Raw genomic sequence first — 26,943 nt, 5'->3', positions numbered from 1 at the left:
TCTATTTTCCCGTAATTTTGTAATACGCTTTGTTCGGCGACTCTTTTGAGTTGCCTTGCGTACGGCCCTTGAGGTCGGTCATGCGGACTTTGTCGCAGCCGTATTTGTTAGAAGCTTCGGTGGCGCTGTTTACGCGGATGCCGCGCCCGATGACGGTGGTGCCTTCCTCGATAAGCCCCGCGATGACTTCGGCGTTTGCGCTGAGATTTGCCTTGTAAGGAATGGTCGCGTCTTTCAAGAGCTTGTCGCCGGTGATGGTGAGTTCGGGCGATTCGCTGTCACCGATTGTGAGGCCCGCGACGGTGAAGGTCGCTTCTTCGCCGGGGAGGAGGCCCTTCAGCGATTTCTCGCTGCGCACGCCGTTTACGGTCACGTAGGCGTTGTGGTACAGCGGTGCGATGCCGATGTTCTTTACGCGCACGGCTGCAGAAATTCCGTTGACCGCATAGCCCGTGATTTCGAACTTGTAGCCCGCATAGGAACTGGCCTCGTATACGCGTTCCTTGGTGGCGTAGCTGCCTTCGGGCGCGTCGTTGCCTATCACGTAGGTCATGTGGTATTTCGCGGCGGCATCTTCCCAGGTGACGCCGTAGAGACCGGCGGGGTTCAGGAATTCGTGCTGGTCCTTTTCAGTGTAGTAGCTGACTTCGCCGCCTCCGGGAGCCGTTTTCCAGCGGTCCGTACCCAGGTCGCGCCAGTTCCGCTCGTTGTCGCCGTTGCCCTGCGAAATATCGTGTTCCGCGTGCATAAATGAGTCGTCGAAGAGCCCAAAATTCAGTGCGAGTAATGTCTTGTTGCCCGCGACAGGCGTGTAGTTGTTGTCTGCCGCATCGATGGAAATGCTCCACGGGGTCTCTTTGAACAAACTATCGAGATGCGTCAGAAATTCGGCCTGGTAATCCTTGGTGGCGAAGTTGACTCCGAAATTGAGTTTGGTGCCGTAGATATGGTATTCGCCCCAGTGCCCGAACCCTGCCTGCACGAATGCGATGCGCGGGTCGTTGTCGTATTTCGCGGCAAAGTCGGTGTAGAACTGCTTGTAGAACCACAGGAGTTCCTTGTTGCTCCAGTCGGCATAGTAGGTGGGGCCGTCGCCGCCCGGGTCTTCGGAATACGTCTCGGTGTAGGACTTGTTCGCCTTGATGTAGTTGGGCACTGCGGTGGCGCCCTTCACCTTCTCGGTGCAGCCCGATGCGTTCGTGATGGTTGCGCTCGGATACTCGATGCGGAACCGCACGATGGCCTGGTGTCCGCGGCTCGCAATGTCGTCGAGCATTTTTTCAAAGCTGCTCCAGTCGTAGTCGATCTTGTCGTCGGTCTTGCCCTTCACCACGGCGCAGGGGAGGCAATACGAGAATTCGAGCGAGATGGATTTTTGAAGGTCCTTCTGGTCTTTTGCCTGGTCGGGCCAGAACACGATGCCCTTCATGGGCTCGAGCGTTTCGATGCTCTTTTCAAGTGCGACGGAACGGTCCGCCGCGAATGACATTGCGGCAAGCATGCCTGTTGCCAATGCCGCAGTTGTGATAACGGGGGCGGCGCCCGCGAGATATTTTTTCACCATATAATCCACACACCTTTCGGGAAAAGACCCGATGTTATTAATCTAATACAGAATATGCGTAAAGTCAAGTAAAAAAACGGGTCCTTTACGGTTCGAAAATACGGATAAACTTCGGTTTGCCTTTCACGCTCTTGCCGAGGGCGTCTACCTGCTTGCCCGTGGCGTTTTGCTGGCGCAGTTGCGGTGTGGCGCGAACCTTGCGGGCGTATGGAATTGCGTCAGTTGAACCGTCGCGCAAAACTACCGCGATACTGTCGAGGATTGGGTTCCCGGTGTCTTCGATGTAGTCGTGCGAGACTTCCCACACCATGATGCCCGCGTAGCCGTTGTCCTTGACCCAGCGGCTCTTGACGGCGGAAGAATGCGGGTCTTCGAAGGTCACGTATCCGGTACTCGATACGCCGTAGGGTTCTACGGAAACGCTGTCGAAAAAGAATTCCCATTCGGGGTTTGTTACGATATCCTTGTACGGGACTTGCTTTGCGGTTCCCTTGGTGAAGTCGGTGCCGGGGCCCGTCGCTCCCTTGAATTCAAACCCGAAGGAGGGTATGCCGAAGACCATCTTTTCGGTGGGGACGCCGCGCTTTTTCCAGTAGTCGCGGGTCTGTTCCCACGACCAGGTGGTGTAGCCGCTGTGCGGGTAGAGCGGCGAATCGAACATGGCTTTTTCGTCCCAGTCGCCGGTGATGTCGTAGGTCATGAACCCGAGCCAGTCCAGGTTTTTCACGAGGACTTCGGGCGTGAAGAATTTGCCGTAGTATTGCGAGCAGGGGAGCGCTGCCGAGAGCGTTTTGCCTTCGGGGAGTGCCGCGCGGAGTTCCGTGAGTAGCTTGTTGTAGGCGATGGTGTCGGCGTCGGGCACGGGATTGTATTCCCATTCCCAGTCCATGTCGAGGCCGTCCAGGTTGTGGTCGGCGACGAACTTCACGAGGTTCGCGATGAACTTTTGACGGAGCGCGTCGTCCGATGCGACGGGCACGAAGTTTTCGCTCTGTCCGCCACCGCCGAGCGATACGATGACCTTTGTTCCTGCGGCATGCCCGAGTGTAACCATTTTGTCGAGAGCGCTCGGGTCGTCTGCGGCATCGCCCTTGAGCGAACCGTCCGTATCCGGCGTGATAAAGCTCCACAGCACGTGAGTCAGCTTTTCGTACGGGACCTTGTCTACGGTGTATGCGGGCTTGTGCCACTTTCCCCAGTCGGGATAGTAGCCGATAAACAGCGGTTCTGCCCACGAAGAGCAAGCTCCCGCGAGTGTCAAAAAGAGGAGAAAAAATACCTTCATATTCCTAATATATCCTTTTTTGGGGCGAATAGTCCCGTGATGTGCTGAAAGGGGTGAAATGTTCCGTTTTTGCGATGGAGAAATCGCGTGTAAGCCGCGTTTTTTCTTGAAAAACGACATTTTGGGGGGTATAATTAGGGTATGCATATCAGGAAGTCATTTTTCTGGTGCATGGTGTGTTTTGGCTTGGCATGCGTGGTGGCATGCTCCGACGACTCCGGAACGGACCCGGTTTCTCCCGATTTGGGTGCCGAAGGCCTTTCTAGCGGCGGTGAGGTAATTATTGGCGAGGACGGCCAGCCCGTCTTGACGAGTTCTGCGGGCGAACTGCCGCTTTCGCAGGGTGGCGACGGGACTCTTGTTCCCTCTTCTTCTTCGAAGAAGGACGATGGCTCGCACGATGGCCCTCTACCCGGTGAAGACCAGCAGATGGTCGCGGTCGATACACCGCTTACCTACGTGGGCAATTTCCCGGTGATTTTCTCCGAAGTTTCGCCCGAGAACGCGAATTTCAAGGATAACGACGGCAACGACCCGGGCTGGGTCGAACTCTACAACACGAGTGACGCTCCGGTGAGCCTCAAGGGCGTTGCGCTCAGTAATGACGCGAAATACCCGCGCCGCTGGGTGTTCGGCAATGCGACGGTCCCCGCGAAGAGCCACATGGTCGTGTTCCTTTCGGGAAAGAACTATGCAGATTACATCGCTCCTTCCGATTCCGTGAACATGATTGGGACTAACTGCAGTTCTGAATCGTCTTCGGGTGGGTTCGGCGCATTCCCCGGCATGGGTGACTGGGGCGGCGGTATGAATCCCGGTGGCGGTGCCGGAGCTGGAGCAACGACTACGAATGCGGAAAATTTGCCGGGCAAGTCTGCCCTGTGCTATAACGAGGGCGGCGTGAACCAGATTGGTGCCGTGGTGAAGGTTTCCCCGAACAAGGGCTCGTACACGCGCGTGGTTGTCAATGCGGCTTCTAAACCGGGCAATGCCGACCAGCTCGTGGTGCGCGGGTTCATTACCAAGACCCACAAAATTCGCCTGAACTTCAAGGAAGGCGATGCGATGAGCGACTGGAGCGGCAAGAACCTTCGCGGTACGGGCGACTCCTCTGCGGTGTACTACGTGAGGCTCAGCGACAATGCGAGCGAGATCAACCGCAACAACATTACCGCAACGACGTTTGCGACCGAGACTGCGGGCAGCGAATCCACGACGATCAAGATTACCTCGTATATCGCGCGCAAACGCGGTCACGAACCGCACACAACCTTCAAGGCCGAAAATTCGGGCTCGCTTTTCCTTGTCAATGAGGATAACGGCATCCTTGATTCCGTGAGCTATTCTGCGGTCCCGACGGGGGCTTCCTGGTCGCGTGATGCTGCGGGCAAGTGGGGTTTTGCGTCTCCTTCGCCTTACGGTAGCACGACAGGCGAGGTGTTTGCCGCACAGGCAGAATCTGGCGAGGTGAACATTCCGCCTTCGGGCTTCTATTCTTCTCCGGTTGCGGTGTCGTTCCCGGCGGGCACGCGCTGCGAGCAGGGCGGTGCCGAAGCTACGGCAAGTTCCCCCGTGGTGCAGTCCCTGAACGTCTCTTCCACGACGGTGTTCCGTTGCCGTACCTATGCCGACGGCAGCTACCCGAGCGACGAGATTATCCGTACCTACGTGTTCGAACAGCAGCCGTCCCTCGCCGCGATTTTTGTGACGACCGACCCGCTTTCGATGTTCAGCGCCGATTCCGGCCTCTACATGACGGGCAATAGCGCAAGCATGATGGACCCGAAGTACGGTGCGAATTTCTGGAGCAACCGCGAACTCCCCGTGTACGTGGAACTCTTTGAACCCGGCTCCCCGAAGACACCTGCGTTCGGCGTGATGGGCGACTACAAGATTTCGGGCCAGTACAGCCGCGCGAAGGAGAAGAAGTCCTTCTCCGTGACGCTCCGCGAGGAATATGGCAATAAGCGCCTCAAATACCCGCTGTTCCCGGATTATCCGGAACTCAAGAAGTTCAAGGCTTTCTCGCTCAGGAACTTCGGCAACAACAGCGGTGACGACTACGTGCGCGACCGCATCGGAACCCAGATGACGGAAGGCCTGGGTGTCGATTACCAGCACGGGCGCTATGTGATAGTGTACTACAATGGCAAGTACTACGGCATCCACGACCTGCGTGAACGCAACAGCGAATACTACTACGAAACGCGCTACGGGCTCGACCCGAACGATATTGACCTTCTTGATGCTAGCAACGAGGCTGGTGCGGGTTCCTCTACCGATTACAAGGCGATGGTTGATTGGTTGCAGGGCAACGAGCTTACAAGCGAAGCGAACTACAACAAGATTGCCGAACAGGTTGACGTAGAAAACTACATGAACTACATGGCGGCAGAAATGTTCGTGAACAATGGCGACTGGCCGCATAACAACTTGAAGAAGTGGCGTGTGGCAAGCCAGAAGAGCAAGTGGAAATGGTTCCTGTACGATGTGGACTTCGGATTCGGCGCCGGCTACAATACGCAGAACAGTAACGTGTTCAGCTACGTGACCAACGCAAGCGGCACGAACGGCATGGGTATGATGATGCCGGGCATGGGCCAGCAGGGTGGTCAGCAGTCGGGCGGTTCCATCTCGGAACACACGATTCTCATGATTCGCCTGCTCGGAAACGAAGGCTTCAAGAAGGCGTTCATCAACCGATTCTGCGTGCTCCTTTCGATGAACTTCGCCGCGGATCGTCTCGTGAAGCAGATTGACGCGCTCCAGAGCCAGGTGCAGTCCGAGATGTCGCGCGATGCTGAGTTCTGGGGCTACAACGCGAGTTCCTTCAGCTCCAACCTCGAGAAGATAAAGAGTTTCGCGCAGACCCGCCAGCAGACGATTATGAGCGAGATGCAGCAGTATTTTGGCCTAGGAGAAAAAGCTCAGGTTACGTTGTCTGTACAAGGGACCGGCGAAGTGCGCGTGCATAACCTCCCGCTCGACCAGTCGACTATTGCGGTAAGTTTCTTCAGGGATGTTCCCGTGACGGTGACTGCGGTTCCGAAGTCGGGCTCGGTATTCGCAGGCTGGAGCGATGGCAGCCAGGAGGCTACACGCACGTTCAATCCGGGCGAAGTGACGACTCTTACGGCGAATTTCCGCTAAACAACTCTCATCTACTCCCCAAAGGGTGCCGGCTCAGGCCTGCACCCTTCTTTTTGGATTGACTGAGGGTTGATAAATATTTATTTTCGTAGCACGATGAAATGTAAAACTTGTATCCCCAGTCTTGTACTCGTGGCGTTTTCGTCCATGATGTTTTTCGGGTGCGCATCCCAGGATCCGCAACCCGCGACGAATCCGTCTTATGGTACGCAGCCTCCACCCAAGGTCTCTCTCATGCAGGAACTGAAGATGCATTCGTGCCCTGAAGGCAGCTTGCAGGGTGTGGGGACTGCAGAAGACTACGACCAGGCGCTCAATATCGCCGTCATGAAAATCGCACAGCAAATCCAGAGCTCCGTAAAGGCGGCCAACACGTCTATCCGAAAGGAGGACATGTCCAGCGACGGCTCGGAAGCTATACAGTCTTCATTTGAAATGAAATCGCAGGTCTCGGCCCAGCTGCGGAATATGCAGGACGTCCATCCCATGACGACGCTTGCGCGCGACGGCATGACGGGTGTCGTGGCCTGTATGTCCCGTGAAGATGCGGCGAAGCCTTATAGGCAGGATTACCAGAGCGCCCGCGACGCGCTGGTCTCGTCGATGGCGGTTCTCGACATGACGACGCATCCTCTTGAAAAGTTCAGCAACTACGACATCATGGTTGATGCCTACAGAAAGTACAAGGCTGCAGTACTCGTCTTGGAATCGATAGGCTTCAAGGACGGCTACGGCGATATTGAGGAAAACTACAAGAAGTCGCTCGAAGGCTACAACGACTTCAAGAGCCGCTACAAGGTCTACTATGATGGCTCGTTGGAAGCGGAGGAGGCGACGAAGATTTTTCAGGAACTTTCGAAGAAGGTCTTCTTGCAGACGATGCTGGATTCGGCATGTGAGGTGGGGCTCGTGCTCAGCCTCGAACTTTCGGATCCGAAATGCAAGGAAGGCGGCCTGGGAATCACTTGCACCGAGGTCGTCGCCCTGAACGGCAGTTCCTGCTCCGGAGAAACTTACTTTACTCTAGGCGCGACCCTCAAGGGGGTTGGCCGTTTTGACGAAAACGAAGCCAGGGGTAAGATTGTGAATAGCATCGACAAGGGCGACTTGATTGCTGAGTGGATGAAAGAACTCGGTCGATGGATTGCGAGGTAATATGAAAAAGCTGTTTGTGGTGTTCTTGGTTCTTGCTGCATTCTTTGCTCCGGCGTCTTTTGCTGCCGATTCCCAGAAATTGCCTCTCCCGGCTGAGATAAAGGATTCGGTCCCGTGGTTTGCTGTGCGTGAACTCAAGAATGATAATACGCCTTTCACGAGGACTCACCTTCAACGTCTGGTGCAAAAGTATGACCGTGTCGCGCTGGTGTATTTCGCTACGTGGTGTGTCCCGTGCCGTGCGGGACTGAAGCAGATTGTTGCTCATCAGGCTGAACTTGCGCAGGCGAAAACGGGAATCGTATTGGTGAATGTGGGCGAAAAGGAACCTTCCAAGGTGCAGTCGTTCCTTCAAAAGATTTCTGCCGACAAGCTTCCCGCCATTACCGATCCATTTGGACGGATGACGGAAGGTTTTGGACTCATCAAAGCGGGCCAGAACATCACTCTTCCAAAGACGATAGTTGTCGACAAGAACCTCAAGGTGAAAATCCTGGTGGGTGAGGAAGGGGATGACTATGTCGAACTGCTCAAGGGGAACGGCCTTTAGCGCACAATATTTTTAACTTCGGGGGATTGCCGAAATGAAAAAAATCAAGGGCTCCTTTTCGTTTTTTGGACTTGCGTTTACCCAGGTGGCGGTGTCGACTGCGCTGGTTGCTTACACGGAACTTGTGCTTTCGCGTATGGGATTTACGGCGACGGGCTCGTGGCAGTTCTATGTGCTCCATTTGCTTTTCCTGTTGCCCTGCGTGCTCTTGCTGACTCCTGCGGGCTTTGTTTCGGACAAGTATCCCAAGGAACGCATCCTCCTGTGGACGTCCTTGCTCTCGCTCCCTGTGGTGGGCCTGTTCTGTGCTGGCGCCTACCTTGATGACCTCCGCATGATGTTCGGGGGAATCGCCCTGTTCTTTGTCCTGCAGGCGTTCCAGAGCCCGGCCAAGAATGGCTACCTGAAGGAACTGGTCGGCGTGCGGTTCCTTGCGGGCGGCAGCGGCACCTTGATGATTGTCACCTTCCTCGGGCTCATTTTTACGGGCGTGGCTCTTGCGTTCGCTGTCCGCGAAAATATGATTCTGCAGGTTCTTTACACGCTTGGTGCTCTGCAGCTGTTCGCTATTTTCTTTGCCGTTAGGCTCCCGTCAATCGGAGCTTACGACAAGGACCTCAAATTCCCCTGGAAGTATTACCTGTCATCCAAGTATGCGCGACGCAAGATGGCGAAGGCGTGGAAGAACAGGTCGCTCCGTCAGGCGATTATCGGTCAGGCGATGTTCTGGGTCATGATATTCCTCATGGTGTTCGTCATCCAGGACCAGTTCAGCTCGGGGTCGCTGTTTAATCAAGATATCCTTGCGAATTACGCCATTTTCGGTGCTGCGATTGGCTTGATTGCGGGGTTCTTCTTCGCAATGCGTATGTCGAAGGACTTTATCGAGATGGGCCTGATTCCGATGGGGACGGCCGGGGCGTCGATCCTGCTGTTCCTTATCCCGCTCATTCCGAGACCTTACAATGCAATCGCGTTCGCGCTTCTCGGGTTCAGCGGCGGCATTTTCGCCCTCCCGATGTTTGCGACGATGCTCTACAACACGAAGCCGCGCTCTGCCGGACACGTGCTTTCGCTTTCGAACGTGGTGCAGAACCTTTGCATTATCGTTATCGACGTGCTTGCGATTGTGGCGATCCGCTATTTCGCATTCGACCGGATGAACCTCTTCTTCATCCTCGGGGTCGTCTGCCTTGCGGGGACAATCTGGGCGCTTTGGGCCATGCCGCAGACTTTGCTTCGCCAGCTGTTGCGCTCCGTGCTCTCGATACACTACAAGTTCCTGGTGACGGGCGTGCAGAATATACCGTGGGAAGGTCCGGTGCTCCTGGTAGGTAACCACATCTCTTATATCGACTGGGCCATGATCCAGATGGCGAGCCCGCGTCCGATGCGTTTCGTCATAACGCGCCGCCCCTTCGAAAAGTGGTATGTCAAGTTGCTGCTTTCGCAGATGGAAACGATTGACCTCGATATCTCGAATCCGGGGCCAGCGATGGAGGAAGCGAGGAAGGCCCTCCTGCGCGGGGAGGCTGTGGTGATGTTCCCCGAAAATGCGATGACTTCGACCGGCAACATGAACCGCTTCCGTTTGGATTATTCTACGGCTATCAAGGATGTTCCGCGCGTGAAACTTTTGCCGTTCTATGTGCAGGGCCTGTGGGGTAGCAGCTATTCCATGGCCGATGCCGGCTTCAAGGACATGGTGCATAGCGGCGGACGAATCGTGACGGTTGCCTTTGGTGATGAACTTCCGCTCGACTCGAGCCCGATGATGGTGAAGCGCGCCGTGCAGGAACTTTCGATTACCGCGTGGACCACCTACATCCGCAAGCTGCGTCCGGTGGCCTCTGCCTGGATTCGCACTGCCAAACGTGTCGGTAGCGGTCCTGCCGTGTTCAGCCCGGATGGAAACCACCTCTCGGCATATGCGCTCGCCGCTGCTGCTCTTTCGTTTGCTGGGATGATTGAAAAACTCACGAAGGGCGAAAAACAGGTGGGCGTGCTTATTCCGCCGTCCGGTCCGGGCATCATCGTGAACATGGCGTGCCTCCTCAAGGGCAAAACCGTCTACAACCTGAACTACACGAATACGCCCGACACGATGGATTATTGCTGTGGCGTGGCCGAAGTGAAGACGATTATCACGGCCCGCGTGTTTGTCGAGAAGTTGAAGCAGAAGGGACTCCCGATGGAAGTGTTGCTCGACAAGTACAAGGTCTACTACATGGAAGACCTGAAGGGGCAACTGCACAAGTCGACGCTCGTGAAGAACTTCCTGCGCGTGATGCTCTTGCCCGCATGGTACCTGGAGCTTCGCTTCTTCAAGAAGGTCTCGCTTGATGACGTGGCGACTATCATTTTCAGTTCGGGTTCCGAAGGCCGCCCCAAGGGTGTGGAACTCACGCATCTTAATTTGATGGGCAATATCAAACAGTGCGAAAGCGTGCTTCTGCCGACCGCGGAAGACGTGTTCCTCGGTTCGCTCCCGCTGTTCCATGCGTTCGGGTTCTCCATCACGACGATGCTTTGCCTTGTGGAAGGCGTGCCGGTGGCGACTTGCCCCGACCCGACGGATGCAAGGCTCGTGTCGCGCATGTGCGCCCAGTTCAAGGTGTCTATCATGGTGGCCACGGGCACGTTCTTGCGCATGTGGGGCCTGAACAGAGCTGTGCATCCGCTGATGTTCTCGCATGTGCGTAGCATTTACGCCGGCGCCGAGAAGATTCGTGAGGACGTGCGCCAGCTGTACCGTACCAAGTTCAAACTCGAGATTTTCGAGGGTTTCGGTTGTACGGAGACGACTCCGGTGGCGGCGGTGAACACGAAGGACGTGCTCATGGATGACTACAAGACGGTTATCGAGGGCAACAAGCCAGGTACCGTCGGCGCTCCGCTTCCGGGAACGCAGTTCCGCATTGTGGATCCGGATACCATGGAAGAACTCGGCGTGGGCGAGGACGGCCTTATCCTTATCGGTGGAGCCCAAATCATGAAGGGCTATCTGAAGAATCCGGAAAAGACTGCGCAGGCGATTGCGGTCATCAATGGCAAGCGCTGGTACAAGACGGGAGACAAGGGCCATGTTGATGAGGACGGCTACCTGACAATCGTGGACCGCTACAGCCGATTCGCGAAACTCGGTGGCGAGATGGTGAGCCTCGGGTCGGTGGACTTCAAGATTTCGGAATGCTCGCTGTTCGACGAGATTGACCACTTCGCGGTAGCTGTCCCCGATGGCTCCAAGGGCGAAAAAATCGTACTCGTGTATGCGGGCGAAAAATCCGAAGACGAAGTCAAGGACATGCTCAAGCAGGTGGGACTCCCGCCGCTGATGCTCCCCGGTGCCGTGGTGAAGGTTGACGTGCTTCCGAAACTCGGTAGCGGCAAGAGCGACGTGCAGACCGGCAAGAAAATTGCGATGGAACGGTTGGGAATACAAAATTAGGAGTGAAACATTAGGATTTGTATGAGTGCAAAGAGTAGTGAAAATACTGTTGTAAAAGAAGAAAAGAATAATCGGAAATCGGTGGCGGAGTCCCTGCGCGAATGGGTGAAATCCCTTTGCCTGGGCAAACCGCAGGCGGTAATGCTTGCGACGACGCTTGTCGTGATGCTTGCCGCGTTCCTCATATTCAATAACCTTTCCGTTTCGTTTGCAAGGCGCTGGGATATCGACTGGGGCTACTACGCCATCCTCTCGACATTTATTCTGCTGGTTGCGGGTGTCGTGGTGAACATGCCCTTCGTTGCAAAGAACATAAAGGGCTTTTTGCCCGAGGGCAAGAGCTTATGCGGTTTGCTAGTGCTGCTGATCCTCTTTTCGGTGTTCATGTTCGGCAACATCAGCAACACGCACCGCGTGCTGAGCGACGAGACGAGCTGGGAATCGATGGGACTCCAGATGTATTTCCGGCATACGGGCGGCATCTGTAACGAAGGCGTATGGACCGACGGTGTTCTTGACTGCAAGACGGAAGTGAACAACTTCAAGGGCAAGGCGCTCGGGTTCGTGTATTCGCTCGTGTTTAACTTCATGGAACCGAATCGCGATACGGCGCTGCTTGTGAACTACCCGTTCTATATCCTGAGCCTCATCGCGTTCTTCCTCGCGCTCTCCAAGTGGTTCAGGAGCGGCAGGCTCGCGCTGGCGGCGACTGCGTTCTTGGGCGGCATGCCCATTTACCTGCTGCAGGCCCGCTCGGCATCTACCGAAGTGCTCTACATTTGCCTGCTCGCTTTCCTCATGGCGTGGTATGCGTTCGTACCTACGAATAAGGTAACGTGGAAACACTTCTTGCTGACGGTCCCGCTGCTCGGATTCTTTGCGCAGACCCGCCAGGAGACGGTGTTTGCGTTTATTCCGTTCGCGCTCTACTACTACCGCTACTTCCTCGAAAAGCCATACCGCCTGCCGGCCTTTGTTGCCGCCGTGATTGCGGTGAGCTGGCCCAGCGTCAACAACATGGCTGCCTATCGCGGCTACGACTTCCAGGGCGGTGAACATGCGGCGCACTCGTTTGAGAACCTGTGGTTCAACCTGAAAACCAATTTGGAAGTCATGCTGAACATGAACCTGTTCGAGGGTCCTGTAAAGATGATGCAAGACCCGAACTTTGGTGGAATCCTCCCGAACCCGTTCTATACGACGTTCACCGTGATTCTTCTGTTGGCGACGATTTGGCTCCTTGTCCGCATGGTTGTATTCCGCCGCTATGTGCGCGGATTTATCCTGGGCATATTCTTCTGCCTCCAGATTTTTGTCATCATGTTCAATGTGTCGGGAACGTTCACGATTGATATCAACCAGCGTTACGTGCTGGTGGCGCTTCCGATGTTTGCACTCTTGATGGCGCTCGGTCTCTATGATGCGCTCGAGTTTTCGACCAAGATGCGCAAGGACGCCGCCGCGACGATTGTCATGGGGCTTGCTTGCCTCCTTACGCTTGGGCTTATGGTGTACCATGCCCCGAGTTACCGCAACAACATGCTCTATTACAAGAACAGGTTGCTTGGGGAAGAGGAATTCCTGAATACGGAACTATCCAAGTTTCCCAAGAATTCGGTGTATATCTATGCGCGCCCGTGGCAGATGCTTGCGCAAGGGCATAGCGCTTTCAGCGAGCGCACCTTTGAAGGCTGGAGTACCGAAGTCTTTGCGGAATGGATGCAGAAGTCCGGTGGTAACATCTACCTGGTGCGTGGTCAGGACGGCTACGGCAAGGTGAACCGGGACAGCCGTGTGGTTGGCTTCAAGACGACCGACCAGATTGACCAGATTCTGGAAGGCTACAAGCACGAGCGTGTGTTGGTGAATTCCAAAGATTTCGGCTATCCGCTGGTCATCTACAAGATTATTTCGAAGAAGGGCGTCTCGCACTACACGCAGAACTTCATCGTGTCGGAACAATCCGGTGGCCGGATTGTCCTGAACAAGCATTTCCCGGAATCTATCGCCTGTGACTACACGCTCAATGGCGAACACTACGGAGAATTGCTCTTGACCGTCGATTCGGATTCGCTGCTGCTTGATTCGACGAAGGTGCGTGCAGGCATGAACAGGGCTTTCTTCTCGTGCTCCATGCCCGATGGGGATACCCTTCCCGTTTATCGCGATTTCTTTGTCGAATCGGAATCGGTGGCGTTGCTTTCGTCTATCAAGATGGGTAGATTCTCCCAGGATTGGGGCGCGCCGCAGCTCAACGAGTCCGTGGAACATCACAAGCTGACACTTGACGGAGAACCCTTCCGCTACGGAATCGGTAGCCATGCGAATTCTGTCCTGGAGTTCACGCTTCCGCGTCATTTCGATGTATTGCATGCGGTTGTCGGGCTGGATGACGAAAGTGCCTGTGGCGACGGTGCATCCTTCGTTGTCGAGGCTGGGGGTCGAGAGGTCTTCCGTTCCAAGAGGCTGTATTCGACAGAAAAGCAGAAGATTGACGTGGAAATCAGTGGTGCGACTTCCCTGGTGCTCCGTATTGATATGGGCGAAAACAAGGACTGTGACCACGGCGACTGGGCGGACGCCTGGCTGGAGGCCCGGTGAAAATCCTGGTAGCCCCTTTGGATTGGGGGCTGGGGCATGCGACGCGTTGCGTGCCCGTCATACGGGAGTTCATGGCGCAGGGAGCCGAGGTGGAAATTGCCGTAGTCAAGGCGAATGCGGCTTTCTTTCGCGAAGTTTTTCCCGGATTGCGGCAGCGCCTTGCTCCCGGATACAACGTGGTCTATCCGAAATACGGTGCCAACATGGGGCTGTGGCTCCTGAAAAACACGGCGCACTTGAATGCGGTCATGCGCTACGAGCACCGCTATGCCGAAGAAATGGTCGATCGCCATGGCTACGATATCCTGTTTTCGGATAACCGTTTCGCGTTCTATTCGAAGAAAGCCTACAATGTCTACATGACGCATCAGAGGCGAATCGCGTTCCCGCCTGCACTTTCGGCGTTCGAAGGTGTGGGAATCCGTTGGCACGAGGCCCGCATGCGGCATTTCGATGAAGTGTGGGTTCCCGATGTGGCGGAATTTCCCGGTTATGCGGGGGCGCTGTCGCATTTGCAGTCCCGTAGTGAGCCTAACGTCAAGTTTGTGGGCCCGCTTTCCCGTTTTGGTGTGGATATGGCCAAAGCCTCGGTGAGTCCGTCTGGTATGGCCCAGTACAGTTCCGTCGCTGTGGTTTCGGGAGTGGAACCCGCTCGTTCCCGGTTCGAGGCGAACTTGCACGAAATACTGCGTGCGCTTCCGGGGCGACACCTGATGATTCTCGGTAAACCTCAGGTTCCGCGCAACTCCTGGACCGAAGGCAATGTCGATTTTTGCACGCACCTGCCAACGGAGGCTTTTGCGGAAGCCGTTCGCAATGCCGACTGGGTCATAAGCCGTGGCGGTTACAGCACCGTGATGGACATGGCATTTTTGGGGGCTCGCTGCATCTTTGTCCCGACTCCAGGCCAGTATGAACAGCTTGTTCTTGCTCGTGAACTCGCTTCGGCGGGTTATGCCGTCCATATTCCGGAACACGGGTTGTCGGTCAAGTCGTTCGAAGAATCTTTCAAGAAAAAAGTCAAGCTCCCGAAGCCCGGAGAAAGGGGTCTGTTGCAGGGAGCTGTTGAAGGGCTGCTTGCCCGAGGATAAAGTATGAATCAGTTCGTTCTCGCATTCCCGATTCCGGTTCCCGCTTCCGAGATTTTCAAGTTGACGGATACAGTATCCGTATTGCCCGAAGCGAAGTCGCTGCTTGTCCCCGGCTGCAGCGTAAGTTTCAAGGTTGCCCGAAATGGCGCTGCCGCGGGACTCTCGGATATATTTAAGGAACACAGGGACATTTCTGGAGAAGAGGCGTCGGCTATCGATTCCCACAAGTCGCTCCTGTTCTTGCTTGGCACCTTGAAAAATACCGATGACCTCCGCATGGTGAATACGGCTATCTTGAAGTTGCTTTCTGCCGGCGCGGCCGGTGTCTACATGCAGCATTCCGGTACTGCCTGGACTGCGGATGCTTTCCGCGAGGAACTGGGCGATGGCGAATTCCCGATGGATCCCTGGATTAACTTTGTCGAAAACGCTGATACGCTCTATACGCTTGGACTTGAAGTGTTCAACTCTCCGGACCTTTGTATTGCGAAGGGGGCCTTGTCCGAGAATGCGCTCCGTGATGTCCTTGCGGTCGCGGCCGATTCCATATTCTCGGGCGAGGTTTCCTCGAAGTCGGGAACCGAGATCGATGCGGGAGAATCCGTCGCTTTCGTCCTCCGTAGCGAAATAAAGAATCCATTTCCGAAGGATTCCCCAGAATACAACCGTCAAGGAATCATGCGTCTGATAAGGAAGTAGAACAATGCCTATCGATAACGAATACGTCAACCTCGCTTTCCTTCTTTCGGCAATCGCGTTTCTCTACCTTGCGATCTATGCGGTCATTATGCCGCTCCTGAAGCATTGGGCAAAGAAAAACCCGAGCGCATTCAACAAACTCCTGGTCGAGCGGCATGTGGCCTCCCGCCTTTTGCAGGTGATTCCCGCGACGGCGTTTTCGACGACTGTCACGCGGATTTTCGATGCGGAGGGATGGATTTACGATTTGTGTTCCAGGGTGGCGAACATCTGGTATACGCTTCTCTCGTTTGCAATCGCCTGTTCGGTTCTCGATGTGGTGGAACATTTCAACGGCATCAACGAACGGACAATGAAGAGGCCGCTCCATGGAATTTTCCAGGCGATAAAAGTCGCTCTATTCTGTATCGCGGCAATCTTCATCGTGAGCCAGGTGACGGACAAGAGCCCTGTCATCATCTTCTCCGCGCTCGGTGCGATGGCGACGGTACTCATGCTCATTTTCAAGGATTCGATCCTGGGGGTCGTCTCGGGCGTGCAAATCAATATTTCTGATTTGCTCCGCAAGGGAGACTGGATCGAAATCGAGCGTCACCATGCCGACGGTACGGTCATGGACATCACGCTCACCTCGGTAAAGGTGCGCAACTGGGACAATACGATTTCGGTCATCCCAGCCTACGACCTCATCACGAATTCGTTCCGTAACTGGCGTGGAATGCAGGATTCCGGTGCTCGACGCATCAAGAGGTCTCTGTTTATTGACCAGAAGAGCATCCGTTTCCTTACTCCCGCCGAAATTGAAAGCTTATCCAAAATACAGATTCTGGCTCCGTATCTGGAAAAGAAGACCCGAGAAATTGCTGGAGAGCCTTCCAAGGCAAACCTGCTCGGCGTGGACCAGGGAACTCTCAAACCCGAGATGCTCAACAGTCGTCATCTCACGAACATTGGCACATTCCGCGCCTACTGCACGGCTTACCTGCGTTCTTGCGGGACGATAGCCCAGAATTTGACGCTCATGACGCGCCAGCTGGAGCCGACGCCGCAGGGGCTTCCTCTTGAAATCTACGCTTTTACCAATACGGTCGTGTGGGAAGATTACGAAGGAATCCAGTCGGATATCTTCGACCATATCCTTGCCGCCATGCCTGAATTCGGGCTGGAGCTATACCAGCGGCATTAGCACTAGGCTTTCTTTTTACTTTTCTACGACGTTCCCGAGAATCTGCTGGATTTTCCGCTGCATGCGGAAAGCGTCGGAATTGGCGATGGTGTAGAACATGTGGTCGACGAGCGCCTGCGTGTTGAAATCGTAGGAGGGAAGGCGCAACAGGTAGCTTTCGGCGGAATTGTCGAATGCAAAAATCTCGCCCAGGTTGTTAAGCGTCCCTTCTTCCTGCATTTCGAGAAGCATGCTTGCGGTGTCGTCGTTCACGCATACGATCGGAATGTTCCTGTAATCGCGGTCGTGCATCATCGAAGATATTTTTTGCTTGAGCAAATCGCGTGCGTAGGATTCTACGGCATGTTTTTCGACCTTGCCTCGCGCAATCTGCTTGAAGTCCCAGGGACTCGCGAATTCGCTGTCGGTGTATTCGATGACGTTGAGGCCTGCAATTCGCAACCCCTCCAGTCGGTCGATGGACCATGAACTGTTGTGATATGGCGAAAAGAACGCAGCCTGGTTGATTCCGTGGGATATCAGGAACTTGCCCATTTCGACACCCGGGGATGTTCCGAATGTGGAATTGAAGAAGGTCCAGTTTTCCTTTTGCAGGTAGCGTGGAGGGAGGCCTCCCAGGGGGTGCTCCCACCAGACGGCGACGGGGTACTTGACGCCGGCGAACATTTGAAGCAACTTGAGCGGTTCCATCACGAGCAGGGTTGATAGCACTGCTCCCACGGCATTCTGGAAGTCGGTGAGTTTTCGGGGCTTGCCGCTTCGGTCAATGAGCGTGTCGCTGTTTTCGTTGATGCCGAGCAAAATAAGCTTGTAATTTTCGGCGCCCGCCTTCTTGTAGACCATCCGCAAGAAATCCATTTCTCGTTCACTCTCGGCGGTGAATCCGCCCCAGCTGTTGCAGCGGGTGACGAATACGATTTCGCTGAGGGAAGGCTTGCCTGCAGTTTCCCTTTTGCGGATAAAGTTGTATAGCCGGCCGGTCCGGTTTAGGATGCCCTGCTGGACTTTATCGTTCAGGAACTTGCGAAGGACCGCCTGCGAAGTATTGTAGCGTAGCACGAGTTCCTTCATCAGGGGGAGGGGCTTGTCAAGGCGGAAGGTGCCGCGGTCCCAGTCTTCGTTGAAAAGCCGCTCCAGTTTTTCGGAGGCGGATTCCCGGACTGTGGGGACGACGTTTCTGTCATAAAATTTTGCGATGCCGCCCTGGGTCCAGAAGCAGCCTTTTCCCTGGATGCGGCAGATGAGTTTTTCCTTTTCGAGGTTCCGAAGGGCGGCTTGGACGGTTCCCGATGAAATTCCGTAGGCTTTCATCAGAGCGCGGACGCTAGGGAGCCTGTCTCCGTCCTTGTGGGGGAGTTCAGTGATGATTTTCTCCAGTTCCTCTCGCATACTTTTCGAATATAGAAAAAAACAGACCTACGCAACAATTGCTGCGTAGGTCCTGTTGTTTGGGGGGTGTTGTTATTTAAAAGCTGAAGTTGACGCGGTAGCGTTTGCGGGGGTCATTGGCGCGGGTCTCGTTGACGCGGGCGCCCTTCGCATTCACGGTTCCGCGGATTTGCTTGTTCTGCACCTGCATGCGGACCGGCTGGATTGCTTCTGTCGCGCTGGAGGAGCTGGTCGGTACCGTGATTTCGCTGCTACTGGAGAATGTCGGCGTCGGACCTGGTTCAGTGTCTTGGGGAACCTGGCCGGTGAAACTTTCCTGACCCTTGCGGGTGAGGGCGAGAATCAGCATGCCGTCTACGGAGTAGATATTGTTCGGAGTCAGGTCAACGCGGTTACCGTCGAAGCTCCAGTTGCCCTTGGCCCAGCGATTGGCATCAAAAGTATCGAAGTTGTCTATCCAGTCGAGGGTGAAGTCGCTGCCGTTTTCTCCCTGGCCCGGGGTGTATTTGTAGACCTTGACCCAGTTGATGAACTGGAAAATCGGGAGCTTGGATTCGTCGAACTGGCCAACCCAATCGGCGCTTTCGGAAGACCAGAGGTTGAAGCGGAGGCCCTGGGTGCCGATGAGGTTCTCGACCTGGTTCTTGTTTTCGCCCTTGACAGTCTTGCGGACTTCTTCACCGTCGAGAGTCCAGCGGACATAATCAGGAGTCCATTCGATACCGTAGGTGTGGAAGGCCTGGTCTGCGGCGGGGTTGACAGCGTGATGCTTTTCGGAGGTCTTCTGGGCGCCAGCCTTGCCGGTAATGATGTTGGACTGGAAGCTGCTGGGGTTCTTGCCGAGCACTTCGATGTCGACTTCGACCCAGCGTTCTGCGGAGGCCTGCTCGGAGCCGTTTTGGTAGAGGAACATGGAACTGACGGTCCCCGAAATGGCGGCCATTTTCATACGGGCTTCAAACTTGCCGTAGGTAAACTCGTTCTTGGTGTAGAGTTCTGCACCGCTAAAGTCTTTTGCGTTGACGGATGCTGCCATGGCTAGTACCGCTAGAATTCCGATTGTTTTCTTCAGGTGTTTCATAGTTGGTCTCCGATCCATACACAAGTAGAAAATAGAATCGAAGCCTGCGTTTCGCAATGCTTCGAAAGCTCTAAATGAACAAAGTGTGTCAAGTGTGTTTGTTGCGGGCCGGTTTTGGCTGTGTTTTGGCCGTGTTTTGGCTGGGAAAAATGCAAAAATGCCGAAATTGGGGACTAAATGGGGTGAATTTGGGGCGTTTGGTCCCCATTTTGTTAGTTTGTGTGTTAAAAATATTAGTTTGTTGTAAAAGAACGGTGCGAAAAACGCCTGTTTTTGGCCTGGAAATAACCTGAAATCATCCTTTCGCGGGTTTTTTCGGTGGAATTATGCTACTTTGTTCTAGAAATTGGGTACTAAAAGTGCGAAAAAGGGGGCGTTTAATCCCCAATTTTTGTGAAATTGCCCCTGTGTGGCGTGCGCGGACATAAAATTACCCTCTTTTTTCTATCTTTCGGCACATGGATTCCCATATGGAAATAGACGATTGGCGCAAACGCATCGATGAACTCACCGATACGATTATCTCGCTTTTGAACAGGCGGGCGGAATTCGCGACGGAGATTGGCAAGCTCAAGAAAGAGAAGGGCCTGCCGGTGTTCGACGCGGCCCGCGAAGAGGCGGTGCTAGCCGCTGTCGCCGAGAAGGCGGTTAAGGCGGGTGGCCCGCTTCCGCCGGAATCTATCGTGAATATTTTCCGCACGATTATGGAAGAGACCCGCAAGGTGGAGGAATGATGAAGCGTATTGCCCTGGTGGGTTTTGGACTCCTGGCGGGTTCTATTGCTTCTGCGCTTAAGCAGGCGAAGCGCCCGACGGTCATCCGTGCGGTGAGTTCGCCCACGACTCTCAAACGTGCCCGCGAGTTGGAACTTGCCGATGAATTTTTTGAATACGCGCAGGTAGAAGAATGGTCCCGCGACTGCGACCTCATTTTGCTGTGTGGCCCGATTCTGCATATTTTGAAGACGATTGATGCGCTTTCGCATGTTTCTTGGGTCAATGAGAAATTAAACGGCGCCGCGTGCCTCGTAAGCGATATCGGGAGCACGAAGGTCGAAATCTGCAGGGCGGGTTCCAAACTGCCGGTCCCGTTCAAGTTTGTGGGCAGCCATCCGATGGCGGGTTCCGAGAAGCGCACCTGCGAATACAACGACCCCGCTATTTTCGAGAACGCCTACTGGTTCGTGTGCCCGCCCGAGGGTACTGCCGAGAACGTTTACGCGCCGCTCCTGGACCTGGTGAAGTTCCTCGGGGCCTCTGCCGTAGTGTTCCCGCCGGAGCACCACGACCGCACTATGGCGTGGGTTTCGCACATGCCCCAGATGCTCAGTTCTACTCTGGCGGCAAGCATCCCTGACCGCCTGCTGAGTCACAACTACCAGCACTATGCGGGGCGCGCATTCCGCGACATGACGCGCATTGCGGCAAGCGGGTGGGCGATGTGGCACGATATTGCCGTCACCAACCGCGACGAGACGGTGCGAGCCTTGACCGAGGTTCGCGATGGCGTGAACACGACAATCGAGGCGATGCAGAAACTCGACGTGGTAAAGGACGGCAGGCCTGCGGGTGGTTCGTTCGATGCGACCCGCGGTTCGGTAGCCGGTGGAAAATGCGCCGACCGTTCCGATTCGCTGGAAGAAATTTTCAAGGCGGGCAACGAGGGGCGTGCGAGCCTGTTCGCTCCTGGCCGGAACGCCGCTGCCGCATTCTTCGAGATTACGGTGCCGCTCAAGGACAAGCCGGGCGCACTCCTGAGCGTGTTGCAGCCGCTCGCCGAAGAGGGACTCAACATCCGCGACATTGAACTCATGAAGGTCCGCGAGAACGTGGCGGGCACATTGCTGATTGCCTTCAAGACCGAGGACGAGGCCGCCCGCGCGGTCAAGCTGCTCCGTTACCTGGGTTACGAAGTTAAGGAACGATAATGGAATTTGCGTTGAATCCCGACAGGGAACGGATGGACCTTACGCTTTTGATGGGCCTGTTGGTAAACGGGCGCACCGTGCTCGACGATTTTGCCTGGGCCAGCGGTTCAGAACGTTTTGCGCAGGCCCTCGCCGAATTCGGGCTCTGCTATGAACTGCACGGGCATCAGCTGGTGCTTGACGGCAGGGGCTTCCAGTATGCGCTCCCGTCGATGCTCCCGTATGATTTTCCGGAGCAGGAGAACGTCCTTTTGTGGACGCTCGCGAGCAAGGATTCCGAACAGGTCTATACCTTTGCGGCTGAAAATGACGGAACGGGTGCCGCTGCGGTTGCCGCAGCAAAGGTGACCCTCCAGAAATATTTCAAGGTGGAACTCGAATCCGATGAACCTGCAAGGCTCGTGTTCCGCTTTGCGCCCGAAGAACCCGCGCTCAAGAAGGATTCGCTCGGGAACGTGCCGTTTATTATGCGCAACAGGGTGCTGCTCCGCACGCTGGTGCGTGGCGAGTACGTGAGTTTCGAGGAACGCTCGCTCGTTCATGACCAGTGGACGAAGATGCTTATGTACTTTGGCGTGCCCCTCCGTTACGAGGGGCGCGGCATGGAGCAGCTGAGCGAGTTCGAACGCCGCCTGATGATGGCGCAGGGCAAGAAGATTGAACGCACCCAGATGACGGAGCTTGCGGAAACCCGCGTGATTACCGGGCGCGATTACTACGTGCCGGGCGATACGACCGAGGCTACAGCCTTTGCCCTGCTCACGACCATCGGCAAGGTACCCAAGGGTAATGTGGTAAAGCTTTTGAACGTGGACCTGAACAGCACCCGTGCGGGGGCGCTCACTTGCCTCAAGCGTATGGGCGCAAACATCGAGACCGTGACCCGCAGGGAAAAGTTCGGCGACGTGTACGGCGATGTGGAAATCTACCCGATGGAAGCGGGCAAACGGCTACAGGGCAGGCGCTTTGGCGAAGACGCCATCGCGACGTCGCTTTCAGATTATGCGTTCCTCGCGGTGGCGGCGTGCTTTGCCGAGGGCGAGACCATCCTCCGTATTCCGAAGGAAATTCGCTCCGAGATGCGCGTGTCAAACGACTTCTTGGCAGAAAACCTGCGGAAGACCGGCGTGGAAGTCGGCGTGTACGATGACGGGCTCGTTATTCGCGGGATGGAAACCATCGTGAACGGGAGCGACTTTGACGGCGGAAATTCACCCGAGGCGGGGCTTGCGCTTAGTGTGCTTTCTATTGCCCTCGAGAACGATGAACCCGTCAAGAATGTTGACACCGTGGAGGCGATGTTCCCGGGCGTTGTCGAGAAGCTGAAGCAGGTGCTTGTCTCCGAGGCTCCCGCGAACGAGGGCAAGGAATAGGGGGAGGAACATGAAGAAGTTTTCGAAAATCGGAATCGTCGGTTTCAAGGACAAGAGTGCCGACCTCGCGAACGCTCTCGACCAGATTGCGGATTGGGCCGTGACGCACCCGAAGGTGGAATTCTTTGCGCTTGATTCCCTGAAGGGGCTTGCTAAGAAGCCGATTCACGTGATCAAGGAATCCGGGCTTTCGCGCATGGACCTGCTTCTTGCTATCGGCGGGGACGGTACGGTGCTTTCTGCCGCGCATATCGCGCTCGGGCACAATATTCCCATACTCGGAGTGAATGCGGGCCGCGTGGGGTTCCTTGCCGAAAGTCGCGTGGAAGGCCTTGCAAAGACGCTCGATGACTTACTTGCGGGTGACTTTTCTACCCGCGAACGCATGATGATTGATGCTGTCGTTTATCGCGGTCGCAAGGTGGTCGCAAGACAGACGGTCTTGAACGAGGTCCATGTCCGCGCGCACATGCCCGACCGCATGGTGAACGTGAACGTGGCCTACAACGGCACGTGCCTTACCGAATACTGGGCTGATTCCCTGTTGGTTTCTACACCGACGGGTTCTACTGCCTATAACCTCGCGGCGGGTGGCCCTATCATCCACCCGAGCACTCCTGCCGTCGTGCTCACGCCCGTCGCTCCTAGCAGTCTCTCCGTGCGCCCGCTCGTGCTTTCGCTTACCGACAAGAAGCTTGAAATCGTTTCTGCGGTGGAGCGCCCGCTCGACCTCGTGTTCGATGGCCGTACCGCCTACGAGATGAAGGTGGGCGAGAAGGTCGTGCTGAGCGAATGCAAGGCCGTGACGACGTTTATCCGCATGCGCCATACCGGATTCGTGGGCGCACTCCGCGAAAAACTTGGTTGGACGGGGAAACCGCGCCTCGCTTAATTTTTGAAATACTATATTAGGTTATATGAAAATCCTGCGCTCTTTATTATATGTTTTTTTGATGGCCGCGATGTGCCATGCCGGTGCTGTTGCCGACAAGCAGATGGATAAGGTCGAAAAATTCCTTAAAAAGTCCAAGTACAAGGATGCCGCCTCGTCTTTGTTGGATTATGGCATGGATATGAGTAAAGAACAAAAGGCGGTGGGAGTTTCGCAGTACGCCGGTTATTTCGAGAAATTTGTCAAGCAGCATGGCAAGGTGCTGAACCATACGAAACTGCGTACCCGCCGCCTGTCCAAGTCCTATGACGAGACTGTTTACCAGATTAACTGTGAAAAGTCTGCGTGGCTGATTGTGATAACGGAATACGAATCGCTAAACGGTAAAAGCGCGTTCAGCGCATTGCGCGTGGTGACCGAGGAAGACGTATTCAAGTATTATGAAAAAAAATAAAGGAGAAACTATGAAAATCAAGTCCTTAATTCTTTGCCTTTTGCTTTGCTCGTTCGCATTTGCAGGCCCGCACTCCAGCGAATGCGTCAAGGCGATGGTCGATCACCTGAAAGCAGATAAGTACGACAAGGCTTTCGATGCCGTGCTCGACGATAGCCCCTTCCTCAAGGGGAACGTGAATGTATCGAACCTCAAGATGCAATACGCTACGATATTCCAGAATATCGCGGCGCAGTACGGCAAGCCCGTGGGTTTCGAAATTCTTGGCACGAAGACTGTCGGAACGCTCGAACGCACCGGATTCCTCATCCAGTGCGAAAAGAACGCCTGGGTTATCGAGGTCTTTGAATACAACAATCCCGTTTCGAAGAAACAGTACATAGTCGATTTCAAAATCATCGGCGAAGAAGACGCCTTCGCTCGTTACGGCCTGTAATTTCCCGGGACGAGACCCGAACCGTTATATTTGAAACGAAAACCCGCGGTTTGAACCGCGGGCTTTTTGTATTTGAATTGGCGACGGCGCTGTTTAACGTCAGCGCTGTTTATCGCCGGCCTAGAACAGCGTCGGGTCTTCGGGCTCGGCGCCTGCGTCGTCGCTCGTGCCGTCGTCGAACGGGTCGGGAGGCGTGATGCGGCTCGTGCGTTTCACCTTCTTCGCGGTGAACTTGCTGCCGAGCGCCTTGTAGCTCTTGATGTCGGCGACTTCTGTGAGGTCGAGTTCTTCCTTCTGGACTTCGCGGCCCACCTGGTATTCCATGAGCTGGCGTGCGTCCTCGGTGGCGAAGAATTCAATCATCTGCGAATCCTTGTGGTCGCTGATGAGGCTGAATTCCGTCGTCATGGGGCAGCCTTCTAGGTTGAAGCGCTTCACCATGTAGTTGAAGTTCCCGCCCTCGAAGTAGAGCACGGTAAATACCTGCGCGGGGTCGAACTTGTGGACGTATTTCACGCCGGTTCCCACGAGAATCGGGTCGGCCATGTCGTGCACGCGGGCCGTACCGTTCTCCTTCACGATAAGGATCTTGTCCTTCTCGCCGAATTCGCCGATGCGGTCGCCCTTCTTCTGCGTGCTGATGAGGCCGCTGGGGGCATCGAAGTAGAGCACGCGCGCCCCGAGGGTACTTACGCCCTTGCGGATGCGCTTGACGCTCTTGACCGGGTACTTGGTGACGATGTTGCCCATCGCGCCGCGGCCCTTCACCTCGATGGTGCTGAAATCCACCTCGAAGTTGAGCTTGGTGCGCGGGCGCGGCTTGAGCGTCACTTCCACGACTTCGGCCTCGCCGTTCATGTTGCTAGAAAGGTAAAGCAGGCGGCTACCGGGCTTGTTCTTGCCCATGAAGTAGTCCTTGTCGCGGGTCACGCCGCCCACGTTGAAGCGCTTGATGTAGGCAGTGCCTTCCTTGCCGTCCTGGTGGATGACGTTGTAGATGTGGCGTTCGTCGTCCTTGTTGAACTTTTCCACGAGCACGATGTTCTTGCCCACGAAGTCCTTGTCGGAGACCTTCACCACCTTGAAGCTGCCGTCGGCCTTGAACACGATGAGGTCGTCGTATTCGGACACGTCGAAGAGGTATTCTTCCTTCTTCATGCCTGTGCCGAGGAAGCCTTCCTTGCGGTTCACGTAGAGCTTCTGGTTCGCAAGAGCCACGTGCACGGCGCTCACCTGGCCAAATTCGCCGATTTCTGTCTTGCGGTCGCGACCTTCGCCGTACTTCTTGAGGATATTCTTGAAGTAGTTCACGGCGTAGTCGGTGAGGTGTTCCTTGTTGTAGTTTACCTCTTCAATCTTCTTGTCGAGTTCTTCCAGGAACTCGTCGGCTTTTTTGCGGTCAAAGCGGCTGATGCGGCGGACCGGAATTTCGGCCAGCTTCAGGATTTCTTCGCGGGTCACTTCCCGGCGGAGTTTTTTCACGAAGGGTTTCAGGCCTTCGTCGATGAGCTCCACCATCTCGTCGTGGGTCTTTGCCTTCTTGATGACCTCGTAGACTTCTTTCTCGATGAAAATCTTCTCGAGGCTCGTCATGTGCCACTGGTCTTGCAGGTGCTTGAGCTCGTTGTCCAGTTCCCAGTCCAGCAGGTGCACCGTGTGGTCGGTGCTGAGCTTCAAAAGTTCGGTGGTGCTGCTGAAACGCGGCTTCTTGTCGATAATCACGCAGCTGTTGGCGGCTAATGTCGTCTGGCAGTCGGTAAAGGCGTAGAGTGCGTCGATGACGACCTGCGGGTCGGAACCTGCCTGCAGGTGGATCTGGATTTCCACGTTTTCGGTGGTGTGGTCCACAATCTGCTTAATCTTGATTTTTCCCTTGTCGTTGGCCGCCACGATGGAGTCGATGAGGCTATCGGTGGTGGTGCCGAAGGGAATTTCCCGGATGACCAGCGTCTTGTTGTCGAGTTTCTCGATTTTCGCACGGACCTTGAGGCGTCCGCCGCGCTGGCCGTCGTTGTATTCGCTCACGTCGATGATGCCGCCCGTGTAGAAGTCCGGGTAAAGCGTGAACTTGCGGCCGCGCAGGTAGTCGATGCTCGCCTGGCACAGTTCCTTGAAGTTGTGGGGGAGAATTGTAGTGGAAAGGCCCACCGCGATGCCGTCCACGCCCTGGGCCAGGAGAATCGGGAACTTCGCGGGGAGCGTCACCGGTTCCTTGGAACGCCCGTCGTAGTTCGGGATCCATTCCGTAGTCTCGGGGTTGAACATCACGTCGAGCGCAAAGTCGCTGAGCTTGCCTTCGATGTAACGCGGGGCGGCAGCCTCGTCGCCCGTAAGCGGGTTGCCCCAGTTACCCTGCGGCTCGATAAGCAGGTTTTTCTGGCCCATGTTCACGAGGGCCGTGTAGATGGAGGCGTCGCCGTGCGGGTGGTAGTGCATGGTGTCGCCCACGATGCCCGCCACCTTGTGGAAGCTGCCGTCGTTCATCTCGTACATGGTGTGGAGAATGCGGCGCTGCACCGGCTTGAGGCCGTCTTCGAAGTAGGGCACGGCGCGGTCGAGAATCGTATAGCTCGCGTAGTCCAGGAACCAGCCGTTGTAAAGCTTTTCCAGGTGGTTTACGTTCGAAAGTCCTAAAGTTTTCTGTTCTTCGTCCATGATATAG

The 26,943-nt window shown here is 55.4% G+C and carries 19 protein-coding genes; 14 read left to right on the top strand and 5 right to left on the bottom strand.

All coding sequences use genetic code 11. From position 1 onward, the window contains the following. Position 1 precedes the first annotated feature (1 nt). Positions 2–1,564, bottom strand: a complete 1,563-nt coding sequence (locus B4A77_RS04605) for a hypothetical protein (RefSeq protein WP_290738723.1) — start codon at positions 1,562–1,564, stop codon at positions 2–4. A gap of 85 nt (positions 1,565–1,649) precedes the next feature. Further along, complete coding sequence (locus B4A77_RS04600; RefSeq protein ID WP_290738720.1) at positions 1,650–2,849, bottom strand: glycoside hydrolase family 18 protein; 1,200 nt, start codon at positions 2,847–2,849, stop codon at positions 1,650–1,652. A 141-nt stretch (positions 2,850–2,990) separates the two neighbouring features. On the opposite strand from B4A77_RS04600, the gene B4A77_RS04595 reads away from it, so the two are divergent. From B4A77_RS04595 to B4A77_RS04560, 8 genes are all read left to right on the top strand, one after another. After that, the gene (locus tag B4A77_RS04595) at positions 2,991–5,999 is read left to right on the top strand and encodes a CotH kinase family protein (protein WP_290738717.1); all 3,009 of its coding nucleotides are present in this window, start codon (positions 2,991–2,993) and stop codon (positions 5,997–5,999) included. 96 nt (positions 6,000–6,095) lie between these two features. Continuing rightward, on the top strand, positions 6,096–7,154 hold the full coding sequence (locus B4A77_RS04590) for a hypothetical protein (RefSeq protein WP_290735603.1): 1,059 nt from the start codon (positions 6,096–6,098) through the stop codon (positions 7,152–7,154). A gap of 1 nt (position 7,155) precedes the next feature. Beyond that, positions 7,156–7,704: a TlpA disulfide reductase family protein gene (locus B4A77_RS04585; protein ID WP_173365439.1), complete on the top strand. Its 549-nt coding sequence runs from the start codon at positions 7,156–7,158 to the stop codon at positions 7,702–7,704. A gap of 34 nt (positions 7,705–7,738) precedes the next feature. Continuing rightward, positions 7,739–11,152 (top strand): MFS transporter, encoded by a 3,414-nt coding sequence (locus tag B4A77_RS04580; RefSeq protein ID WP_290738714.1) that lies wholly within the window; start codon positions 7,739–7,741, stop codon positions 11,150–11,152. Between the two features lie 21 nt (positions 11,153–11,173). Next, positions 11,174–13,753 (top strand): NPCBM/NEW2 domain-containing protein, encoded by a 2,580-nt coding sequence (locus B4A77_RS04575; protein ID WP_290738711.1) that lies wholly within the window; start codon positions 11,174–11,176, stop codon positions 13,751–13,753. Further along, positions 13,750–14,844 (top strand): glycosyltransferase, encoded by a 1,095-nt coding sequence (locus tag B4A77_RS04570; RefSeq protein WP_290738708.1) that lies wholly within the window; start codon positions 13,750–13,752, stop codon positions 14,842–14,844. Before B4A77_RS04575 ends, B4A77_RS04570 begins: the two co-directional genes overlap by 4 nt. Positions 14,845–14,847: 3 nt before the next feature. Continuing rightward, positions 14,848–15,543 carry a hypothetical protein gene (locus B4A77_RS04565; protein WP_290738705.1) on the top strand — a complete coding sequence of 232 codons (696 nt, stop codon included), beginning with the start codon at positions 14,848–14,850 and terminating at the stop codon, positions 15,541–15,543. A gap of 4 nt (positions 15,544–15,547) precedes the next feature. Next, positions 15,548–16,729 carry a mechanosensitive ion channel family protein gene (locus B4A77_RS04560; RefSeq protein ID WP_173382138.1) on the top strand — a complete coding sequence of 394 codons (1,182 nt, stop codon included), beginning with the start codon at positions 15,548–15,550 and terminating at the stop codon, positions 16,727–16,729. Between the two features lie 15 nt (positions 16,730–16,744). On the opposite strand, the gene B4A77_RS04555 is transcribed toward B4A77_RS04560, so the two are convergent. Then, positions 16,745–18,118, bottom strand: a complete 1,374-nt coding sequence (locus B4A77_RS04555; RefSeq protein WP_173365433.1) for a winged helix-turn-helix domain-containing protein — start codon at positions 18,116–18,118, stop codon at positions 16,745–16,747. Positions 18,119–18,194: 76 nt separating this feature from the next. Next, complete coding sequence (locus B4A77_RS04550; RefSeq protein ID WP_290731324.1) at positions 18,195–19,199, bottom strand: glycoside hydrolase family 16 protein; 1,005 nt, start codon at positions 19,197–19,199, stop codon at positions 18,195–18,197. 458 nt (positions 19,200–19,657) lie between these two features. Between B4A77_RS04550 and B4A77_RS04545 the strand changes: the two genes are divergently transcribed. The 6 genes from B4A77_RS04545 (at position 19,658) to B4A77_RS04520 (ending at position 24,281) form a co-directional block, all read left to right on the top strand. Then, positions 19,658–19,933 (top strand): chorismate mutase, encoded by a 276-nt coding sequence (locus B4A77_RS04545; protein WP_255252354.1) that lies wholly within the window; start codon positions 19,658–19,660, stop codon positions 19,931–19,933. After that, a complete protein-coding gene (locus B4A77_RS04540; protein ID WP_290738699.1) occupies positions 19,930–21,126 on the top strand; it encodes a prephenate dehydrogenase/arogenate dehydrogenase family protein in 1,197 nt (398 codons plus the stop codon). Before B4A77_RS04545 ends, B4A77_RS04540 begins: the two co-directional genes overlap by 4 nt. Continuing rightward, positions 21,126–22,499, top strand: coding sequence for a 3-phosphoshikimate 1-carboxyvinyltransferase (locus tag B4A77_RS04535; protein WP_290738696.1), 1,374 nt, complete (start codon positions 21,126–21,128; stop codon positions 22,497–22,499). Before B4A77_RS04540 ends, B4A77_RS04535 begins: the two co-directional genes overlap by 1 nt. Positions 22,500–22,509: 10 nt before the next feature. Then, positions 22,510–23,391, top strand: coding sequence for an NAD(+)/NADH kinase (locus tag B4A77_RS04530; RefSeq protein ID WP_290738693.1), 882 nt, complete (start codon positions 22,510–22,512; stop codon positions 23,389–23,391). 61 nt (positions 23,392–23,452) lie between these two features. Further along, positions 23,453–23,845: a hypothetical protein gene (locus B4A77_RS04525; RefSeq protein ID WP_290738690.1), complete on the top strand. Its 393-nt coding sequence runs from the start codon at positions 23,453–23,455 to the stop codon at positions 23,843–23,845. A 10-nt stretch (positions 23,846–23,855) separates the two neighbouring features. Further along, positions 23,856–24,281 carry a hypothetical protein gene (locus tag B4A77_RS04520; RefSeq protein WP_173365427.1) on the top strand — a complete coding sequence of 142 codons (426 nt, stop codon included), beginning with the start codon at positions 23,856–23,858 and terminating at the stop codon, positions 24,279–24,281. A gap of 120 nt (positions 24,282–24,401) precedes the next feature. Here B4A77_RS04520 and B4A77_RS04515 read toward each other — a convergent pair whose 3' ends face one another. Further along, positions 24,402–26,936 carry a DNA gyrase/topoisomerase IV subunit A gene (locus B4A77_RS04515; protein ID WP_290738688.1) on the bottom strand — a complete coding sequence of 845 codons (2,535 nt, stop codon included), beginning with the start codon at positions 26,934–26,936 and terminating at the stop codon, positions 24,402–24,404. Positions 26,937–26,943: the final 7 nt, after the last annotated feature.

The organism is Fibrobacter sp. UBA3718, from assembly GCF_002371935.1.
In the GTDB taxonomy this organism is placed as follows: domain Bacteria; phylum Fibrobacterota; class Fibrobacteria; order Fibrobacterales; family Fibrobacteraceae; genus Fibrobacter.
The sequence above is the reverse complement of the archived record's forward strand: the minus strand, read 5'-3'. Positions and strand labels throughout refer to the sequence as shown.